Origin of the sequence: Pseudomonas caspiana (assembly GCF_040224095.2) — a bacterium.
Lineage (GTDB): Bacteria > Pseudomonadota > Gammaproteobacteria > Pseudomonadales > Pseudomonadaceae > Aquipseudomonas > Aquipseudomonas caspiana.
In genome coordinates, this window is sequence record NZ_CP167995.1 from 3,173,281 (window position 1) to 3,192,958 (window position 19,678).

Below are 19,678 nucleotides of genomic sequence, written 5' to 3' on the forward strand. Positions count from 1 at the left end.
GGGTCTGACGGTGCAGGGCCTGATAAACCGAGCCCAAAGCATCGCGCAGGGGGCGTTTTTTCGGAGGATTGCGATGTGTAGGAATTAGTGAAATGCCTATAATCAACTAATGCTCCTAGGCTCGAGTTAGAGTCAACGCTTCCGGATATTTTAGAGGATGGATACATGGCCACTACCTACAGCGCCCCAGGGATGATGGTCGTCGACATCAGCGGATACGCCGATGACGCCTACGACATGGTCATACAACCCGACGGTTCAGTATTAGTCGCGGGCCTCACCTATGACGCCCTCAATCATGACTACGGCCGAGACTTTTCCCTGGCCCGTCTGAACGTCGACGGCAGCGTGGATGACAGCTACGGCAACGCAGGGCGGCTAGTGATTCATAAGCAGATCCCCATCGAAAAGGACTACATCCTTCGCGTCCAGGTCGATGGCGCGGTGCTGGCTGCCCACGAAGGTCATGATAATACCCCCATCGTCCAGCGTTGGGGCCCAGACGGTAAAGCCGATGCCGTGTTCAACGCCAATGCCCAGGCCAGCCTGCCCAGCGAGTTCGGCCACGCACCGGTAGTAGAAGTCAACACAGATGGCAGCTTGCTCGTGGGGGCCGTCGAGGGAAGCACGCTGAAAGTGGCGCAACTGTATGCCGATGGCACACAAGACCTGTCCTTCGGCACAAATGGAATCCTGACGCTGCAAGCCCCTGGAACGCTTCACTTCGTGCTAGGCCTGACATCCCTGGCGGACGGCAGCCTAATTGTCCAAGGCGCGCCCGATTTTCAGAACAGCTTGCTCAAATACACCGCGGACGGTGAACTGGACACCCACTTTGGCATCAATGGCGTCTTGGAGGTAAACAATGTGGGCGGCTATGGCGGCGGTCTGGCGGTGCAGGACGACGGCAAAATACTGCTAGCTAACACCACCTCTTACGATGACTTCACCGTCCTGCGGTTCAACGCCGATGGCAGCCCCGACGTCAGTTTCGGTAACCAAGGTTCGGTCAGCATCAACCTGCCTGGCGATGACGCCTCAGGCAAAGCCATCGCTCTGCAGGATGACGGCAGGATTTTGCTCGGAGGGAGCGCCTTCGCCAATGGCGGCAGTGATTTTGCTGTGGTTCGGCTAAATACCGATGGTAGTCTGGACACTACTTTTGGCAGCACGGACGACAACACCCGTTTAGTGGGTTCGTCTGGCAGCGATGTATTAAAAGGCTTGGGTACCGATGAAATCCTGCGTGGCCTGGCAGGTGACGATGTGCTGCAAGGCAATCTCGGTCGCGACTTGCTCTCCGGCGGTGCAGGAGACGATGTGTTTCGCTATGCCAACGTGGAAGACAGCTTTCGCACCACTGACAGCAGTGGCAGTGACCGTATACTCGATTTCAATCCCGCCGAGGATCGCATAGATCTTAGTGATCTGGGTTTTACGGGTATCGGGAACGGATACGACGGCACCTTGTTGATCGGTAACAACGCAGACGATACTCGCACCTATCTGAAAAGTTTCGAGGCCCATGCGGACGGCCAACGCTTCGAGTTGGTGCTTGAAGGCAATTTTGCCGGACAACTCGACGACAGCAACCTGACGTTCAGCACGGCGAGCGTCGCCAGCTCCAGCGTCGGTAGTACTGCACTCCCAGGCGACCTTTCCGCACCTGAACATGTGGAGCTGACCCTGATAGGCACTGCAGCCGCGCATCCTGATTACCTGGCCTGATCTGGTTGCGCGGCGCTTTTTGCTAAGCACAACGCCCTAGCTTCTTCACTCGTGCCAGCATGTTGAAGTGCTGTATCGGCTCTGCAGGAATGAGCGTTGAACAAGCTTAGGCAGTATTGTCGCAAGCACCGCATGACACAGGTCAATGAGAGCATCGCCGCAAAATCTGTTGCGAGCTTGTCGAAGCGCGTCACGATGTCACCTTCGGAGCGATCGATGACGCAGGTGTGTGGAAAGGTCTGTCGTTTCGCCCATCAGCCTTGCGTCGACGCTGGATGTGGAATGTACGCCAGTGCCTGTTCAGTCAGTGGGAGCACACCACCGTCCCCCCCCCGGAAAACGCTCTGCAGAGTGAAAATGACTGGTGTCACCTCCTGCCTAACGCCCGTGGCCAGCACTGGCATATCTACTTGCCGAAAAGGACAAAAAACGGCCGAAAGGCCTTCAGTTAACTGGGCCAATACCCGAAAAAAACCACCCATCTCGGGCAGCCGAAACACAACACTCCACATTCGTTTGCAAGATCGCAGCGAGGAGAGCGACTTAAACAGCAATCCTAGCTGGATCGAGCTTTGCCATCGGCACGGCGCACTCCATAACCAGCCTTCCAGCCATAGCTGGTTGAATTACGTCTTTGCCCATCTCAATGACATTCTGCACGGCGAACCCGAACAGAGTCACACGCTCTTGCAACACCGGAACACGCTGCTCAATTATCGGCAAAACGACCGGCCAGAGATCACGGACATAGTTGATCGGGAGGTCATTCGGCTTGTGCTGTTCCGGGACGCGCGGATGACCAAATTCCGGTCCTCCTAGTGTACCGGCAACGTGACCGCTAATCTCGGCAAAGTCAGGATAATTCTGGCTTCCTAAATGATTGATCATGCCAGCTACAAGTGCCCAAAGCGACAGGTCAGTTCCGGCAAGCAAATGGTTCATCGGATCACCGAGATAGTAGCGACTGCCATCCGCTGTTTCCACGTCCAAGATGCCGCACTCTCGGGTACTACGGTTCGAAGCGGCCACCTGCTTAAAAACGCTATCGACGACACAGAAACCGGCAAGCGATCCGAGAATACCCAGAAGGCTCTCGACGTGGACACCCCGCTCTTTTTTCATCCCGGCGAGCAGCCGCTGGACTAACTCCTCCGCACCGATTTTCAAATGAACGACTGGATTTTCAGCACTGGCCTGTTCGATCGCCGCATCAAGCATCGCCGCCTTCTGCGCGCCTTGATCCTCAACTACGCTCTTTTTCTTGCCAAAGATCTTACCGAACACATTTACCTCCAAATTCCACAGCGTCCCGATCACATTGTGTGCTGCCAGAAAGCAGAAAACGAGCCGTCAATGGCTGACAGCGGACGCTAAATGACTCTCTCTACTTTCGGTATCAGTACCGACGATTGCAACACCACGCATCGACGTTAGTCATTTCCCGTTTCAGTGATCGAACCAGTCTTCAGGAACCCAGGAGCTTTCTCGAAACCAGCGATTCCGGGAATCCTGCTCGGCTCGGCACGGTGCCATTTATCGCTGACAGAACCGTACCAATTAGCGCTGATATGTACACTAACGTATGCGTCCGGCCAAGTCATTTACCTAGCCCTTCAAAGCCAAGACATGGTGTGCACTTAAATTTAAGTGGGCACCAGTTCTAGCCTTTTAAGCAGGTATTTAATGCAGCCAACAAGCCGTTCCTACGTAAGGGGCCGGCGAACACACCTTCCGACCCCCGGCATTAAGGTCGATTGTGTCCGCGTAATTTAAGCGGACGCAATTACCCTTAATATCAGGATCGCCATGCGTGAACGCAAGTCCTACTCAAAATCCTTTAAAGCCCAAGTGGTTCACGAATGCCAACAGCCTGGTGTTTCCGTGGCGGCCATCGCGATGAGTCACGGTATCAACGCTAATGTCGTACGCCGCTGGTTACCGATTTTTCGTGATCAGCAAGCAGTCGTGTTGCCAGCGTTTGTTCCCGTCAACGTCGCGCCGGTCAATCCCAAGCCAAAGGCTCAAGCGTCGGCGGTTATTGAGCTGCCATTTGGCGAGCAAACCATCACGGTGAAATGGCCCGCTTCCGATCCCGAGGGCTGCGCTCAGTTTGTCCGTGGATTTGCCCTATGATCCGCATCGACAGCATCTGGCTCGCCACCGAGACCATGGATATGCGTGCTGGCACCGAGACCGCTCTGGCCAGGGTGATTGCGGTGTTCGGTGCGGCGAAGCCGCACTGTGCTTATCTTTTCGCCAATCGCCGTGCTACCTGCATGAAAGTCCTGGTGCATGATGGGATTGGTGTCTGGCTGGCCGCACGACGGTTGAACCAGGGCAAGTTTCATTGGCCAGGTATTCGACAAGGTTGCGAGATGGAACTGGACGCCGAACAATTTCAGGCCTTGGTGCTTGGCCTGCCTTGGCAGCGTGTCGGCGCTGGAGGCACCATCACACTGCTTTAAAATGTAATTCGCGTCTTGGCGTGCTGTCGACAGCGATCTGCTTTGGTAAAATCCAGGGCATGACTTCCTTGCCCAACCTCGACCAAATGACCTCCGACCAACTGCGTGCGTTAGCAGCGCAGTTGATGTCGAAGGTCGACACCATGGGTAGGAAGATCCATCACGATCAGACCCTCATCGAACAGCTGACTCATGAAATTGCCGTCCTCAAGCGGCATAGGTTTGCCAAACGCAGTGAGCAGATCAGCCCCGAGCAAGGCAACTTGCTTGACGACTTGCTCAATACTGATCTTGAAGCTATCGACGCCGAATTGAGCGCACTCTTGCCGACCCCGGCTCCTGAGCAAACACGTCAAAAACCCAAGCGTGCACCGCTGCCAGCCCAGTTTCCACGTACCGTGATTCATCACGAACCGGAAAACACGCAGTGCTCTTGCGGCTGCCAGCTTCAGCGCATCGGCGAGGACTTGAGCGAGAAGTTGGATTACACACCGGGCGTGTTCACCGTCGAACAGCATGTGCGTGGAAAATGGGCCTGCCGCCAGTGCGAAACACTGATCCAAGCGCCAGTTCCGGCTCAAGTGATCGACAAGGGGATTCCGACCGCAGGTTTGCTGGCTCATGTGATGGTGGCGAAGTTCGCTGATCACTTGCCGCTGTACCGGCAGGAGAAAATATTTGGACGCGCCGGTTTAGCGATCCCGCGCTCAACACTGGCTCAATGGGTCGGACAGACCGGTGTACAGCTTCAGGCACTGGTTGATGCTTTACGAGAAGCGGTTCTAGCGCAACGAGTTGTCCACGCCGACGAGACGCCGGTGCAGATGCTTGCGCCCGGTGAAAAGAAAACCCATCGAGCCTATGTTTAGGCTTACTGCACTACACCGTTTTCGGCACTTAAGGCGGTCGTCTATGACTTCAGCCCGAGTCGCGCCGGTGAGCATGCGCGTAACTTCCTTGGTTCCTGAAATGGCAAGCTGGTGTGCGATGACTTTGCTGGCTACAAAGCCGGTTTCGAGAAAGGCATGACCGAAATTGGCTGCATGGCTCATGGGCGTCGCAAGTTTTTCGATCTGCACGCGGCGAATAAAAGCCAACTGGCCGAACAGGCACTGCACTCGATTGGCGGCCTGTACGAAGTTGAGCGCCAGGCGCGCGAGATGAGTGATGAGGATCGCCGCCGAATACGGCAAGAAAAAGCAGCGCCGTTGGCGAAAGCACTGCACGAGTGGATGCTGACTCATCGCGATCTTGTGCCCAACGGATCAGCAATAGCCAAGCCTTGGATTACAGTCTTAAACGCCAGGTAGCGCTGACGCGCTACCTGGAAGACGGTGCTGTGCCTATAGATAACAATGCCGTCGAAAACCAGATCAGGCCATGGGCTCTTGGGCGCTCCAACTGGTTGTTCGCCGGTTCGTTGCGCAGCGGTAAGCGGGCGGCGGCGATCATGAGTCTGATCCAATCGGCGCGTATGAATGGGCATGATCCGTTTGCATATCTGAAGGATGTGCTGACACGACTGCCGACACAGCGGGCAAGTGAGATTGGGGAGTTGTTGCCACACAATTGGAGCCACCCTTGATAGCCCGGATATGTAAGGATGCTTCCATCACACGGATAGAAAAAAAGGAAGATGCCATGGACGCAGTAATCCGGCTTGCAAAACTTGCCGATATCGATGCGATTTTTAAGATTCGAACCAGTGTTCGGGAAAATCACTTATCCCAAGATCAGTTAACGGAGATAGGCATAACGCCTGAAGCTATAAGTCAGGCAATTTCAGAGACTCCGTGCGCTTGGGTCGCGGAGGTCTGTGGTGTTCCAGTCGGTTTTTCGATGGTCGATATTCAAGATGGTTGCGTGTTCGCGGTCTTCGTCTTGCCGGAATTCGAAGGGTACGGGTTGGGGCGCAATCTGATGCATAAAGCAGAGACTTTTCTATTTCAACGCCATCAGAAGATATGGTTAGAAACCGCTGAAGCAAGCCGTGCGAGCGGATTCTATAGAAACCTTGGCTGGCAGCCCGTGAAGAACCTACCGGAAGGTGACATTCGTTTTGAGAAGCAACTGAAGTAAAGCGAGAATAAAGGTATCGAGACGGTTAGATGGGCGCCCGGCAAATTGCGCAAGGTGCGTTTGGCGGACGCTTACGTTCCTACTCGAATAGGGCAGCCTGCGGCTGCAGCAAGAGAGTACACGGTGAGTAATCGCACCTGTTGCACAAACCGTCGCGGCTTTCAGAGTTGAGCTAGCATTTGTTCTCGGTTCGCGAAAGACGCGTCAACACGCCCCTACTTGCATAACGGGTAAGGGCGTGTAGCAGATCAGCTCACGAAAGGCCCGCGAATGTCTGACGGCGGGGGTACATCGGGAAATGGGAGGGTGCAGATCGGCTCAGGTTTGATCACGCCGGGACCTGGCACTGGCATGATAGTAAAATCTCCACCACCTGCAGCGCAGTGCAATTCGATGTCAGTCAGTGCATAAGCTTGGGACGAACTGAAGCCTGCTAAGGTCTCGATTGTTTGCTCATTGAGGATAATCATTTCAAACCTCTTTACACTGGCAGGAAAGCGTCTTTCCAAACAGTTTTTTAGAAAGGACGCCCGAGGCTCGTTAGCCATAAACTTCACATCCAGATGCTAGCAACATGTAATTTTTCTAGCCCGATCGAGAGTCAGAGGCAATTGGAGACTCAGGCAAATCCAGTTTATTATTTTTTATATATTTACATTTTCAACGGTAAATTTTATTTTCCCTATTATACTCCAAAAGTTGGATGGCAGTGGCCACTGCAGCAAACATGCCCACTAACCAAAGTTCATTCCAAGCCAAGTCTATAATTGCTGCCATAAGGAAGCATACGGCAGCAAGCCAGAACATCTTTGGCGAATTGACGGTTTTTCCAAAAAGTTTGTCACGATCAGGAATCACAACACACACTCCACTGTTGTGTTTGGTTTGGATACGTCGTCACCAATACCCCAGACCTCGCAACTGAAGTTCTATAGCGCTGAGTAGGTCTGATAGGCGTCGAATGCACCGACGGCTGCCACGCCAACAAGGATCGCGCCAGCTCCGACAGCAGTAACCGGCGCCAACGCTGCGGCAGCGGCCACTACGCCAACCGCTTTTACCCCGTCGCTCACTGTCATGGCACCGCCAATTTGTGACATCTCGTTTTCGCTGAGTTCACGTACAGTCAATTTCTCGCTCATGTCTCATTACCTTCATCTAACGTTAATAAAACCTGTTTGATAAGTTGGCGACTGTAACTCCGAGTCGCGTGGATAATAATCAACCGTTAGCTTACGGATTTGAATAGTACAGATGTACTAGTGGCTGATGGGCATTAATTTTCGCGTGGGCTCATTGTGAGTGCTGCAGAGGAAGACTTCCAATTTAGCTAAGATACACTAGTCGGAGGAATACACCGCTGATCTCAGGCCAAGAGAACGCGGCGCCAGTGGTTAGCGTTTGCCACTACTTATAGTGTTGCTCAAACACGGCCACTTGTACGGGCGTAATCAACTGAAAGCGAACCCAGACAACCGCGCGCCTTGGCGGCGAAGTTAATGCAGCGTGTCGAAACGCTCGACCACTAGGTCGACACGATGGGCAAGATGGTAGATGCGCTGCTAGACTAACAAGTTGAGACGATTGGCAAGACCGTTGAAACCATGGGCAAGAAGATCATCCACACCAAACGCTGATCGAGAAACTGACCCACGAGATCGCGCAGCTCAAGCGTTTGAAGTTTGCCAAACGCATCGAGCAAATGAATCCCGAGCAGCCAGCCTGCTCGATGACCTGATCGATACCGATATCGCAACGATTGAAGCAGAGCTTCAAAGCTTGCAGGCAGTGATAACTCCGGCCGAGAAAAGCAGAAGCCCAAGCGCACCCTATTACCGGTTGAGTTACCAAGCACGCTGATCCATCACGAGCCAGTTCCGGCACAGGATTGCACTTGATATCTCGTACCTGATTTCGAACAAACCATGGCACTCCTGACAACCCATCGCTTATGTCTGCGCCGAGATCGAATCGAGGACCATCCTGCACATGGAAGGGCGCGAATACGGTTGCTCCGGGGCAGCCATCGATTTTTTTATGATTCTGGGCTGTCACCAGAGTAGTACGCCCGAGGGTAGCCTGTTACCCAAACGCGGTATCACTCAGTAAGCGGACCGTTTTCACATGGAGGGGATACTGCCCTCGTGGGAAGTCGACTGAGGGGATAGTTCTCTGAACTCTCCAATGGCGATCTCTAGCAAAGCCTGAGTGGACTGGTTCATAGTGTTCGCAGGCAGTAATTGATTGGGCCTGGACGTGCCACCTATCTTGGCCAATTTGGCCCTCTCGCTGGTCGGGATCAAGCAAGGCCTGATCCGGGGCTGGACAAGCGATTCAATTAATCCCCTATTTGTGTCCCAGCATACAGAGCTTTCAGCTGTTCAAGCTTTGCTAATCTGCGATCGTCTGCGAGTAGGCTAAGTCCGTGCAGAGCATTAAATCGCTGGGACTCACCAATATCAGACATGAGCGGTAGCCAGGTCGACCGCGCCTGCTTGACCAATGTCTCGGCTTCAAGAGTTAACCCTTGAGACTCAATAAGCTTGTTCCCGTTAACTGTTGTCTTAAGCTCGCGGATAGTGATTTCAAGCTTCTGCAGCTGTTCTGTCATGAGTTCCACGGCATCAATCGAAACAGAGCGACCGTCAACGTAAACGGTGTTTTCCTGCACGCAATAAACTGCAAGCGGGCCTTCACCGCCAGCAGAAACGCGTTATCCCTAGAGTGATCGGGAAGGCTATATCTCTTGAAGATGCGGATTTAGATCAGATTAATTTGGTGGGCCGCTTCGCGGGCGGATCTTGGGGACCGAGCCAGCACATTACCGCGTTGACTCGGCCCTGGCGGGCTTCAATGCTCCCCACCCCCGGCAGGGGTGACCTGCGCGCTTGCATAGGCGATGGGCTTGTACACCGAGGATGTGGCAATTATTGCCATGCGCAATAGAGCCTGCAAATAGCACAAATGTGCTATTGAAACGGCCGGGCATGAATGAATTAATTGCTGTAATTGGCTACATCTTTTGCAAGCCCACCACTAAACGCGAGTCATGACAAGCGAGCAGGATCAGAAACCATCAAGAGGTTGTCTATGGAACTAGCTCCTGGACTGAACGTTAGAAGATTTTTTCGACATGCAGCGCTATACGGTTCAGGGGTTGTCATCGGAGTTTTCATCTTTTTGATGTGGGACTCAGTGCGTTCGCCATCTTTTCTGACTGATGGATTACCCACTTCATGGAACGGCGCGTCTGCGGAGTTTGACAGTCGTCTGCGCGCCCGTTTTCCTCTGGGTATGCCTGCGGGTGATTTCATTCGCGAACTCAACAAGGAAGGCTTCAAGCCCACATGGTTTGAGAGTGCAGGTTATTACGGTGCTGTACGACGCGAGGGATGGATACCGTGCAGAGTGACTGCCAGGGTCCGCTGGCAGCCTGGGCCGGGCGATACGCTGGCTTATGTTGACGGCAACTATCGGGAGGAGGGCTGTCTGTAAATCCCGGTCAACAATGTCCCGGTAAATGTCAGATCAAGAACCACCAAGGATCCTCTTAATGAAGTACCCCGCGGTTGCAGTTATTTTGCTGGCTTTCTCCTCGCAGCATGCTCTGGCGCGATCCATGGATTGTGGTAAGGCATCATCCGAAATTGAACATTTGATATGCGCCGATTCCCGCCTGCTCACTGCTGATGCGGCAATGGGTAAAGCCTATGCGTCGATACTGAAGAGCGCAGATGATGCTGGGATTCGCAGCATGCTGGTTGCGAGCCAGCGTCGCTGGATGACCGCAAGAGATCAAAGTCTCGGGAAACTGCGTGACAGTATTGATACCCGGACAGGTGAGCCATACACCCGGCAGGCGCAGAGCAATATTGTGCTGAAAGCTATCCATGAGCGTACCCGGCAACTGGGTCGGATTTCAGATCAGGCATTGGCGAAACCTGAGTTGGTTCAGCGAGCTATTGATCAAAGTAAGTTTGATGCAGGATTTACAGGCGGGCGATTCGCCGGAAGTAACGTTGCATGTGAGTTTGTGCCACAAGCGGATTCATATGCCTACGGTTGTTTCGGGACTCGCTTTCATCAGAATAAGAACCGGGTCTGCAGTCTTTCTCAGGACTGGGCCAGCGGGGACCTGTATCAGACCCGTGCTGTGGCAGATATCGTTGACAGGAAGCCAAACCTGATTGCGACGTGCAAACCTGGTATCAAGAATTGCGTTGAAGGCAGTGCTGGCTGGAGTGCCAGGTCCGATGCTCCGGATGCAGACACGCAACGTATTTATGACCAGATTGATAAACAACCGCTGGCCAGTCTCGACGTGGAGCTCTGGGCCGAGGAGGGCGATGAGCAGTGGTTGAAACAATGCCTGACAGATCCCGGCTTTCCATGGGGCGCGTCTACGGACCTGAACGCCATGTTTGAAGAGATTTACGCGTCTAGAAAACCGGTCGGGTTTGAACAGATCGATGTCAGCGATGTGGTCACGCGATATTTTCCGTTGAATACCCACAAGGCGGCGCTCATCCGATCATTTACGCCGTCCAGTACGTGGACGATTGTCGAGAATCTGCCTGACAGAGTCGTGGTTCGGGATAACCGGAGGCGGGCTATAGTCGACCCTGATGCCAGTTCCGTGGTGATGACTTTCGCGTTCAGTAAGGAAAGCATGCTCAGTCAGGTAAGTGCCGTTCGTTTAAAAAGCCAGTAGGAAACCCGGCTGAGTACACAACCGTTTACCAGAGCGCTAAACGCTTTACCGCGAGTGAGCCGGTTTTCCTCGGTTTGCCCGCCCAATTCAACCTCCAATACGTGATGGAGTTATAAATGTCCAAGCTTGCAGAGTTTCGTTTGCTGGAAAGAAAATTGGCTGAGCAGCTCAAAGAGCTGGATGCGCTGAAAGGCGATCAAGGGCTAAAGAAAGAGATCGAATTCGAAAAAAAATTGCGCAACCTGTTAGCTGATTACGGATTCAGCCTGAAAAATGTGGTGGCGGTGCTTGATCCCCAATCTGCTGCTCCCCGACTCAAGACCGAAAAGCCCGTCATTGAGCGCAAAACCCGTAGAACTCGAGTGATCAAGGTGTTCAAGAACCCTGAAACCGGGGAGGTTGTAGAAACGAAAGGGGGCAATCATCGCACACTTAAGGAGTGGAAAGCCAAGTACGGCGTAGATGTAGTGGACTCGTGGCTCGCCCACTGATTTGAATACGTTGCGGCTGGACCACAGGGGCAGCCAGCCGGATCCTACACACCACAGCAGATCGCAAACGGTGGTGATGGTTCACAAAAGAACAACTCACCTACTGGAACAACCAGAGTCACGGGTGCCGCACCAATGCAAGCATCACAGCCCATAGGCTCAAGTGGGCAAGCTGGACAAGGCAGCAACCAGGATGTTTAATTAAGTCGTTAACAAAATTAAATATTATTGAAAATATGTATGGGTGCGTCATGAATTATTTTAGCCTCTCAGCTTTTTCCATTTTACTCTTCTCTAGTGGCGCCTGGGCACAAGGTTGTCCGCCAGGGCAGTATCAGATTGGTGGTCAAGGGGCGATTGCATGTGCTCCTATTCCGCAAGGAAACACAGTTCAAGAGCCGCCGCGCCCAAGCGGAAAATGGATAGAAACTTGGGGAGCCATTGCGGGTGATGGAAATGAAAATCTTGGCGTGTCTACGGGTAAATTGAAGAAAGCTGATGCCCAGCAAGATGCGGTAGAAAAGTGCGAAGCGGAAAGTCAAAAAAATTGTAGCGTTCTCTATGTTTATTTGAACAGGTGTGCAGCAATCGCTGAGCCTGAGCATATGGGAAATATAATTAGAAGTTTTGCTGCAGGACCTTCTATAGAAGTAGCTAGTCGAAATGCAATTTCATTTTGTAATAAAAAGAATAATGGTAGCCAGTGCAAGGTAATATACACCGACTGCACGGAGCCTTTATTTCAAAAGTTCTGACGAGTTTCCGGGGCATCACAAGGGGGGTCTGTAGAGAAGCGCTTGAATGGGCTAAGAAAACCGATTTCTAATCAATTGCTCCGCAGTTTCCAATACATAGTCCCATTGCAAGGGTGTCAAGGCTCGGGAGGCCGCATCCTCCTGTGGCGGGTCGCGGTGCTGATGTTCAGGCGAAATGGGTTTGCTGAGATTTGCCCATCTCCGGCTAGAAACTCGAAGCCCTAGGAGACGTGAGACTCAAGTCGAACCACAGGTTCAAGCGGTGCATCTCTTGGAATGAGTTCGATAGGTTGTGAACGCATTCTTCGTGAAAAGAAGGCTCCGCTGATCAGGCCTTGAATTCGGTAGAATAAAGAAGAAAGCTGACTTGATTCTAAAGTTCACAAATATGACCAGTGCAAAAGCTTTTTCGCGCAGAGAGGAGTTCTGATTATGACCACCATTGGTGTATTTGCTAATATCGTCAACGAAGACGGACAGGTTCTTTGCGTACAGAGGAACTACGCACCTTTCGGGTGGACGGTTCCTGGCGGGCGGCTTGAGCATGGAGAATCGCCCGAGCAGGGTGTCATTCGGGAGGTTTTTGAGGAAACGGGATGCCGCGTTATTGTCGAAAGGCTCGTTGGCATTTATTCTGCCCCATTTAGGTCAGATCTAGTAATCTACTTTCAATGCAAAATATTAACTAGACAGGCTTGGCAGCCAGACTCAGAAATTGCTGCTGCCGACTTCTTTCCAGTCCAGAATCTCCCCTATCCAATGAAGAACAATACGCGAATAAGAATTCAGGATGCTTGCACAGGTAAAATAGGCGTGTGGAGAACCTTCTCGAAAGAAGAGCATTCATGATGAAAATCGATAGAAAACCGAGCGAATTGTTTCGATTCCACTACATCGTTACCGATGTAGGCCAGAGCAGCGAAAATGCACTTGCATTGCCTCTTATGATGTCGACCTCGTTGCAAGGGACGAGTTTTCATGCGTCAGGCTCAAAACAACCCAGCATGTGGAGAAAACTTATGAAAGGACGGCGAAAAGTCAAAACGCTCAAGTGGCATTTGAAATCCACCATTGAAACTGAGGCTAGGGAAATCCTTCGAGGCCGGTCCGCAAGGCAAGGTAGATTTCTCGATCTTGCACTGCTGAGTGACAATGATAGGGAGCCCGTTGGACGCATAGCTGGCTGATCACAACCGTGCAAGCCTTCAGTTTTCGATTGAAAAAGCATCGGTTGCCCCAGCTAGGAATCGCTCAGAACGGAACTGTCTGCGTCAACGCCTGCCTGTAGTTCTCCACCCCCCATTAGCGGAAATCCAGCTCAGAGGAGGGCGGCCACGCCATCCGTGCTAGGGCGGAATTCGCAGTGGTAAAGGTCGAGGTAGATGACGTGTTTGTTTTACCGACTTGCCACCAAGTAAACGATTTTACCTTTGCCGTCATCATTGAAGATGATGGAGTGTTCATCAGTTATCTGATCAATGGTAAAGCTTTGTACTGAGTCCTTACGTTGCTCTGCACGCATTACTGATGGATTTTCGTCGTTCCCCAATACGAGGGTTCGAGCAAACCGGCAGGCAGTTTTGCATCCCTTCTGTTTAGCGAGTACTGACGGTAGTTGTCGTGCACCATCGAACGTCGACCTTGAGCAATACAAGCGGCTCCTCATCTAGGTAGGAGTCCATCCTATGGGGAAAGGATTTTCACACCTTGGCTTGCTGATGCGGGCATTTTGAATGCGGTTTCCGACTGAGCCGGATGCCACATTGGCTTAGCATACGATTTTGTCAAATTTCTACGAGCGCCCCTAGATGTGGGGCGCGTGGCCACTGGTGCAGCGGCGCCATTTATCTCACACCTGCCTGGCCAGCGGCAGGTCCGAGTGCGCGTCGCTGCATTGGGGACAGCCGACCACCTGGGTCATTGAGTAGGAGTTGGCCACATCGCCGCTTGCCATGGACAGCACACCTAGGGCTTTGTTGAGCTGCAGGCTTATCAAATCGTGGAGCAATCCTTACCATCAACCGTATGAGCTTTGGTTGACGGAAGTAAATGTTCGAAATGGGGCAGGATCCCCGGATTCGGATATTTACCCTCAGTAATTTGTACATTTACTTCTAGGTACTCTAATGCAGCGTTCAGCGGGTTGAGAGCGTGGAGGAGAAAGGCGGACAATGCGTTAAATGACGTCATCAGCTGATTATTTCTTTGATTTATTCCAAGTACTAACTCCGCGGGCGAATGGTGGCGCAATCGTGACGACAGTGGTGCCTGCGTATTGATGAGAAGGAGGTTACTAATGGATAAGGTGACAACGAAAGGACAGCCCCAAGATTTGCGCTGTGTGAGTGTCGATCCTGCGATGGCAAGGGCGTCAGCCGCATTGTGCACACTAAAAGTGGAACTCGACCGTCAGGCTCGTGGATTGATCGGCCAGCCATTTCTAGATGACTGGATTGGGGGCCGCAACACTTGTGCCTACTTCGGTTCCAGCGTAACCGTCCGGGCAAGTCATCTAGCGTAGCTGGCTCTATTGTTTTACGAGATTGCGCAACGATGAAGCTCAGCCCTCAATGTCGATCAGGGACTGCCGGGCATCATCACCCCAGTCAGACCCGATCAAAGCACTTTCTCGTGCTATCAACAATTGAAACGCTTGAGATTCCTTTCAAGCGTTGCTGGATAACTTAAACTTGCCGACTACGCTGCGAAGTTCATTAGCGAGCAATGAAAGCTCGTCAGCCGTTACGGCGTTGTCCTCTACGCCTTCCATGACGATTAAGCTGCTGTTTCGAATGCCGATGACGTTGCGATTGATATCCTCTGAGACCGAATGTTGCTGCACCGCCGCACTTGCAATCTGAGTGTTCATGCCCACAATTCCGTCTACTGCTTCATTGATCTGGTTCAGGCTGCCAGACGCTTGGCTCGCTGCCTGAATGCATTCCCTAGCTCGGGTTTGCCCAGCTTTCATCTGTTGAACAGCGGCATCAGTAGCGCCTTGCAACTGTTGGATGATCCGTCGAATTTCTTCTGTGGAGTTTTGTGTGCGCGAGGCCAGAGTCCGCACTTCGTCAGCCACGACCGCGAAACCACGGCCTTGCTCGCCAGCTCGCGCCGCCTCGATGGCCGCGTTGAGGGCCAGCAGGTTAGTCTGATCCGCGATGGTACTGATGACCTCGATGACACCACCGATTTCTTTGCTGTGTGTCGCTAACGCTTCGACTTTGCTTGCACTGAGCTCCACTTCGTTGGCCAACGCCTCAATAGCGGCACTTGTTTCAATCATAACTTTCAAGCCGTCGTTAGACGCACTGCTTGCAGATTCAGCGGCACGTGCTGCGCCCTCGGTATTCTGGGCCACGTCGGCAACGCTCGCGGTCATTTCGTTGATGGCAGTAGCAACCTGCTCGGTTTCAGCCTGTTGTGAGTTCATTGAGGCTTTGGCTTGGCCTATGGAGATCTCTAGTCGCTTTGCCGCATCTGAGACTGAATGCGAGCTACGCTCCACCTGGCTCAGTGAGCCAGAGAAGGCCGTTACCATGCGGTTAAGTCCCTCGCCTACATCACCGATTTCATCGTGGCTGTTGATTCGGACGCGCGCGCTCAGATCGCCTTGAGCAATACGTGCCGTCACAGCTAGGAGCTCATCAACCCCAATCCGCAGAGCCTTGTAGATGCCGACGAACGCATAGAGCAGCAGTATCGCAATGGCGATAAATAGCTCAGTGCCGAAAGTACGCTCATTACTCAGTGTATTCAGACGCTCATCAATTCGAATTCGCAGCGATTCCTGCATCTGATCCTGAGCTTTGTAAAACTGAGCAACGACGGCGTTTCCACGCTCGCCCAAGGTGTTGGCATTCACGTTTGAGCGCTTGCTCGGATCGAGGTAGTCCACCAGGTCTTTACGCAGATTTTCCAGGTCGGTAATGGCTGTTGTTACAGACGGCTGAACTACACCAGATAATTTCGGCTCTTCTCGGCGAAGCAGGGAAAGGCTCTGCTGCAACTCTTGACGCATTAGCAGCTCCTGTTTCAACAAAGTCTGGGCAAAAATACGAGTGGTGTCGTCCAGAGGACGGTCAGCGCTAAAACCGCTGGCCAGACCGCGAATCTGTCCGACCAGATTTATTTGCCGAGGCAGACGTATAGAGCTTAGATCGATGAGGTACAACGAACCTGCATCTTCGTCCAAAATCATGCCGGAAGTGGCCGTAATGTAGTAAACGAAATTCATTAGGTCGGTTAACTGGTCGTTCCACGCGGAAAAGATCACCAAAGGTGCTTCGCCTGCTTTGGCGCGTTCAACCAGCTGCACACTAGCGGTACGCAACGTCTGAACTCGGTCTGTCGTTGCCAGTTGGGTGCTAAATTTTGCGTCCTGCGCAGCAAGAGTCGCATAGGCATCGTTAAGCTTTTCAGCATTGCGTGCTGCATTGGCTACTGCGTTGGTGTCACCGCTGAGCATGCCGTGTGTCAGCGCCCTCTGAATCATGGTTAGACGCAGGATAGGGGTGACGTCCAACAAGTATTGTTGACCCACCTGTTCATGCTTGATGCCCGTGATGCTCGTGTTCAGTGAAAGCATCGCCCGGGTGCCTAGCAGGAGCAGAGGAATCAGGACAATAAATCCCAAAATTGCGAATTTCATGGGGAATCGAACACGGTTGGTAACGAACAGGGCAGGCGCTAATAAATTCATCGGGTTCTCGATCACTCAAGGTCTGTGAGTGCTTTCTTAGGCGTTAAAAAGTGCCCATCTCTCATTTATGGTTATGAGGTAATGAAAGCATTCCAAGAGATCTTCCTCAAAAGCCGCTTACTCTCCTTTGTTACAGGATCGAATTGCCGCGCTTCTCTTGGTACGAAAACTATCGGCTGAACCGGGCGAAGCTGTAGGGAGGAATGCATGGATAACCAGCATAAAGGCTAAGTAGACCGGTAATGGCACCAGTTGGAGGTGCGTCCGGGCATCCCGTCTTGCGCAACTAAACCGGTCGCCACCTATGCGGTAGTAGCTCCGCAATCTCACTTGCCCGCTGCGTCGGCAGGCGCGTGAGGACGTCCTTCAAATAAGCATACGGATCATGGCCGTTGAGTCGCGCCGATTGGATCAAACTCATGATCGCCGCTGCACGTTTACCGCTGCGTAACGATCCCGCGAACAGCCAGTTCGAACGCCCAAGAGCCCACGGCCGGATTTGATTCTCGCACCAGTTATTATCGATGGGCACGGCACCGTCAGCGCTATCCAGCGTTTGAGACTGTAATCCAGCGCCTTGGCGATGGCCGAACCCTCAGGCACAAGCTGTCTTTGGGCGATCATCCAGGTATGAAGTGCGTCGGCGATTGGCGCTGCTTTTTCCTGCCGTATTCGCTGCCGATCACCCGGCTCCAGCTCTCGGACTTCTCGTTCAGCTTCGTACAAGGCCGCGATGTAGTTCAGCGCTTTTTCGGCGACCTGGCTCTTGTTGGTCACGTGCAAGTCGAAGAACTTCCGGCGGGCATGGGCCATGCAGCCGATCTCCGTAACGCCCAGTTCAAAGCCTGCCTTGTAGCCGGCAAAGTCATCGCAGACCAGCTTGCCGTTCCAACTGCCCAAGAAGGTTCGGGCATGTTCGCCAGCGCGGCTCGGGCTGAAGTCGTAAACGACCGCCGCCAGGTTGGAGAACTGACTGGTGGCATAGGCCCAGACGTAAGCGCGATGAGTTTTTTTCGCACCAGGCGTCAGCATTTGTACCGGCGTCTCGTCGGCGTGAACGACGTCGTGCGTCAGCACGGCTTCGCGCAGCGCATCAACCAGCGGCTGTAATTGCACGCCGCAGTTGCCCACCCACTGCGCCAAGGTCGAACGGGCGATGGGCAGCCCGGCGCGGCCGAAGATTTTCTCTTGGCGATACAGCGGCAGATGGTCGGCAAACTTGGCCACCATGATGTGGGCCAGCAGGCCTGCGGTCGGGACGCCTTTGTCGATGACGTGCGCCGGTACCGGCGCCTGGATCAGTGTTTCGCACTGTTCGCAGGCCCACTTTCCACGGATGTGGCGTTCGACTGTGAACACGCCGGGCGTGTAGTCGAGCTTTTCGCTGGCGTCTTCGCCGATGCGCTTGAGTGCGCAGCCGCACTGGCAGTGGCTGTTGTCCGGTTCGTGATGGATCAGTGTGCGAGGAAACTGCGGTGGCAGCGGTGCGCGCTTGGGTTGCTGGCGCACTTTGGCTTCGACAGGTGCCGGTTGCAGCGCCTCAAACTCGGCTTCGATAGCGGCGATATCCGTATCGATCAAGTCGTCGAGCAGGCTGGCTTGATCCGGGCTCAACTGCTCGCTGCGCTTGGCAAACTTGAAGCGTTTGAGCAGCGCGATCTCGTGGGCCAGCTTCTCGTTGACCGATTTGTGATGAGTGATTTGCTTGTCCATCGTCTCGACGCGCTGGATCAACTGCGCCGCCAAGGCACGCAGTTCTTCAGGGTTTAATTGATCGAGATTCGGATGCGAAGTCATGCCGCCGATTTTGCCAGAGAGGGCTAGTGGCGGCGATAGACTGATGGGCCAATTGCGCTGGCAAGCAGGCCATGGCAGGCGAATTAGAGCACCGTGATGGCTGCTCCGGAACCGACGCGTTGCCAAGGCAAGCCGAGCACCAAGGCTTGAAGTTGCTCTGCATCCAACTCGACTTCAGAGCCGTGCCGCACGCCCGGCCAAAAAAAACGTCCTTGATTCAAGCGCCGGGCAGCAAGCCAAATCCCCAAGCCATCATGCACCAGCACTTTCATGCGATTGGCACGACGGTTGGCAAACAGATAAGCACAGTGCGGCTTCGCCGCACCGAACACCGCCACGACCCGCGCCAGCGCAGTTTCAGTGCCTGCGCGCATGTCCATGGGCTCGGTGGCAAGCCAGATGGAGTCGATGCGGATCATCGCAGCAGGTCTCGCAGGAAAGCAGAACACGCCGCTGCATTTTCTGCCGGCCAACTCACCACGACTACGCCTTTTGAATGCGGCACTTCGATTCGGATCGTGGCAGGAAGGGCCTGATGCATCGGCACCGGCGGCGATGTCTTGACCGGGATGAAGGCGGTTTGAAGTGTCAGGTTTTTCTGTGCATGCACCCGAATCCATTTATGGACGAGGTTTGCATTGAGGTTGTGGGTCAAGGCGACATTGGCAATTGAAGTGTCAGGTTGGGCGCACTCAGCAATGACCTGGGCCTTGAAGGACTTGGAATAGGAACGGCGTTCTTGTGGCATGGGCGTCCGCTTAAAAAGGCTAAAAATGGTGTCCACCTATATTTGGGTGGACACCATCGCCTCAAGCGACGGTGTCAGGAAGGTGTGTTGCCCGGACGGTTACGTTCCAGCTTCCTTCGACAACCGTTGCCGTTCGTATACTGGAACAGGAAGGCTCCCTCCGTAACTGATTATTTTCGTGCATATGTCAGCCCACTTTATG

The 19,678-nt window shown here is 53.3% G+C and carries 18 protein-coding genes and 5 pseudogenes; 14 read left to right on the forward strand and 9 right to left on the reverse strand.

All coding sequences use genetic code 11. The annotated features are described in order from the left end of the window. Positions 1-165 precede the first annotated feature (165 nt). Both ABRP31_RS14570 and ABRP31_RS14575 read left to right on the forward strand, forming a co-directional pair. Positions 166-1,728, forward strand: a complete 1,563-nt coding sequence (locus ABRP31_RS14570; protein ID WP_231672713.1) for a M10 family metallopeptidase C-terminal domain-containing protein — start codon at positions 166-168, stop codon at positions 1,726-1,728. Between the two features lie 197 nt (positions 1,729-1,925). Continuing rightward, positions 1,926-2,177 (forward strand): annotated as a pseudogene (locus tag ABRP31_RS14575) (transposase); the annotation flags it as partial. A 94-nt stretch (positions 2,178-2,271) separates the two neighbouring features. Here the strand turns inward: ABRP31_RS14575 and ABRP31_RS14580 are convergent. After that, the gene (locus ABRP31_RS14580) at positions 2,272-3,012 is read right to left on the reverse strand and encodes a hypothetical protein (RefSeq protein WP_349970130.1); all 741 of its coding nucleotides are present in this window, start codon (positions 3,010-3,012) and stop codon (positions 2,272-2,274) included. A 522-nt stretch (positions 3,013-3,534) separates the two neighbouring features. Between ABRP31_RS14580 and ABRP31_RS14585 the strand changes: the two genes are divergently transcribed. The 5 genes and pseudogenes from ABRP31_RS14585 to ABRP31_RS14605 all read left to right on the forward strand — a co-directional run bounded on the left by ABRP31_RS14585 (position 3,535) and on the right by ABRP31_RS14605 (position 6,272). After that, positions 3,535-3,861: a transposase gene (locus ABRP31_RS14585; RefSeq protein WP_217664562.1), complete on the forward strand. Its 327-nt coding sequence runs from the start codon at positions 3,535-3,537 to the stop codon at positions 3,859-3,861. Then, positions 3,858-4,193 carry an IS66 family insertion sequence element accessory protein TnpB gene (gene tnpB / locus ABRP31_RS14590; RefSeq protein ID WP_349970131.1) on the forward strand — a complete coding sequence of 112 codons (336 nt, stop codon included), beginning with the start codon at positions 3,858-3,860 and terminating at the stop codon, positions 4,191-4,193. The genes ABRP31_RS14585 and tnpB (ABRP31_RS14590) overlap by 4 nt, the downstream gene beginning before the upstream one ends. Positions 4,194-4,336: 143 nt before the next feature. Beyond that, positions 4,337-5,568, forward strand: a pseudogene (locus tag ABRP31_RS14595) (IS66 family transposase); the annotation flags it as partial. 99 nt (positions 5,569-5,667) lie between these two features. Continuing rightward, on the forward strand, positions 5,668-5,778 hold the full coding sequence (locus tag ABRP31_RS14600; RefSeq protein ID WP_349970181.1) for a transposase domain-containing protein: 111 nt from the start codon (positions 5,668-5,670) through the stop codon (positions 5,776-5,778). Between the two features lie 56 nt (positions 5,779-5,834). Further along, positions 5,835-6,272, forward strand: coding sequence for a GNAT family N-acetyltransferase (locus ABRP31_RS14605; protein WP_349970132.1), 438 nt, complete (start codon positions 5,835-5,837; stop codon positions 6,270-6,272). Positions 6,273-6,932: 660 nt separating this feature from the next. Here ABRP31_RS14605 and ABRP31_RS14610 read toward each other — a convergent pair. Both ABRP31_RS14610 and ABRP31_RS14615 read right to left on the reverse strand, forming a co-directional pair. After that, on the reverse strand, positions 6,933-7,130 hold the full coding sequence (locus tag ABRP31_RS14610) for a hypothetical protein (RefSeq protein WP_349970133.1): 198 nt from the start codon (positions 7,128-7,130) through the stop codon (positions 6,933-6,935). A gap of 71 nt (positions 7,131-7,201) precedes the next feature. Next, entirely contained in the window at positions 7,202-7,414 is a 213-nt protein-coding gene (locus ABRP31_RS14615; protein WP_217664566.1) for a hypothetical protein, read from the reverse strand. Between the two features lie 453 nt (positions 7,415-7,867). Between ABRP31_RS14615 and ABRP31_RS14620 the strand changes: the two are divergent. Beyond that, a pseudogene (locus tag ABRP31_RS14620) lies at positions 7,868-8,146 on the forward strand (transposase); the annotation flags it as partial. A gap of 464 nt (positions 8,147-8,610) precedes the next feature. On the opposite strand, the gene ABRP31_RS14625 reads toward ABRP31_RS14620, so the two are convergent. Further along, on the reverse strand, positions 8,611-8,943 hold the full coding sequence (locus ABRP31_RS14625) for a hypothetical protein (RefSeq protein ID WP_349970134.1): 333 nt from the start codon (positions 8,941-8,943) through the stop codon (positions 8,611-8,613). A gap of 524 nt (positions 8,944-9,467) precedes the next feature. On the opposite strand from ABRP31_RS14625, the gene ABRP31_RS14630 reads away from it, so the two are divergent. From ABRP31_RS14630 to ABRP31_RS14655, 6 genes are all read left to right on the forward strand, one after another. Further along, positions 9,468-9,767, forward strand: a complete 300-nt coding sequence (locus ABRP31_RS14630; protein ID WP_152525143.1) for a hypothetical protein — start codon at positions 9,468-9,470, stop codon at positions 9,765-9,767. A gap of 58 nt (positions 9,768-9,825) precedes the next feature. Beyond that, positions 9,826-10,983: a DUF6393 family protein gene (locus ABRP31_RS14635; RefSeq protein WP_349970136.1), complete on the forward strand. Its 1,158-nt coding sequence runs from the start codon at positions 9,826-9,828 to the stop codon at positions 10,981-10,983. Positions 10,984-11,099: 116 nt separating this feature from the next. Continuing rightward, positions 11,100-11,474: a histone-like nucleoid-structuring protein, MvaT/MvaU family gene (locus ABRP31_RS14640; RefSeq protein WP_217664569.1), complete on the forward strand. Its 375-nt coding sequence runs from the start codon at positions 11,100-11,102 to the stop codon at positions 11,472-11,474. A gap of 251 nt (positions 11,475-11,725) precedes the next feature. Beyond that, positions 11,726-12,229 carry a DUF4189 domain-containing protein gene (locus tag ABRP31_RS14645; RefSeq protein ID WP_080764625.1) on the forward strand — a complete coding sequence of 168 codons (504 nt, stop codon included), beginning with the start codon at positions 11,726-11,728 and terminating at the stop codon, positions 12,227-12,229. 432 nt (positions 12,230-12,661) lie between these two features. Continuing rightward, complete coding sequence (locus ABRP31_RS14650; RefSeq protein WP_217664570.1) at positions 12,662-13,078, forward strand: NUDIX hydrolase; 417 nt, start codon at positions 12,662-12,664, stop codon at positions 13,076-13,078. Then, positions 13,075-13,416: a hypothetical protein gene (locus tag ABRP31_RS14655; protein ID WP_217664696.1), complete on the forward strand. Its 342-nt coding sequence runs from the start codon at positions 13,075-13,077 to the stop codon at positions 13,414-13,416. The genes ABRP31_RS14650 and ABRP31_RS14655 overlap by 4 nt, the downstream gene beginning before the upstream one ends. 1,478 nt (positions 13,417-14,894) lie before the next feature. Here ABRP31_RS14655 and ABRP31_RS14660 read toward each other — a convergent pair. From ABRP31_RS14660 to ABRP31_RS14680, 5 genes and pseudogenes are all read right to left on the reverse strand, one after another. Beyond that, on the reverse strand, positions 14,895-15,770 hold the full coding sequence (locus tag ABRP31_RS14660) for a methyl-accepting chemotaxis protein (protein ID WP_370661146.1): 876 nt from the start codon (positions 15,768-15,770) through the stop codon (positions 14,895-14,897). Then, positions 15,771-16,931: pseudogene (locus ABRP31_RS14665) on the reverse strand (HAMP domain-containing protein); the annotation flags it as partial. 286 nt (positions 16,932-17,217) lie between these two features. Further along, a pseudogene (locus tag ABRP31_RS14670) lies at positions 17,218-18,728 on the reverse strand (IS66 family transposase). A gap of 83 nt (positions 18,729-18,811) precedes the next feature. Continuing rightward, positions 18,812-19,147 (reverse strand): IS66 family insertion sequence element accessory protein TnpB, encoded by a 336-nt coding sequence (tnpB, locus tag ABRP31_RS14675; RefSeq protein ID WP_004409766.1) that lies wholly within the window; start codon positions 19,145-19,147, stop codon positions 18,812-18,814. Further along, on the reverse strand, positions 19,144-19,476 hold the full coding sequence (locus ABRP31_RS14680) for a transposase (protein WP_003317539.1): 333 nt from the start codon (positions 19,474-19,476) through the stop codon (positions 19,144-19,146). The genes tnpB (ABRP31_RS14675) and ABRP31_RS14680 overlap by 4 nt, the downstream gene beginning before the upstream one ends. Positions 19,477-19,678: the final 202 nt, after the last annotated feature.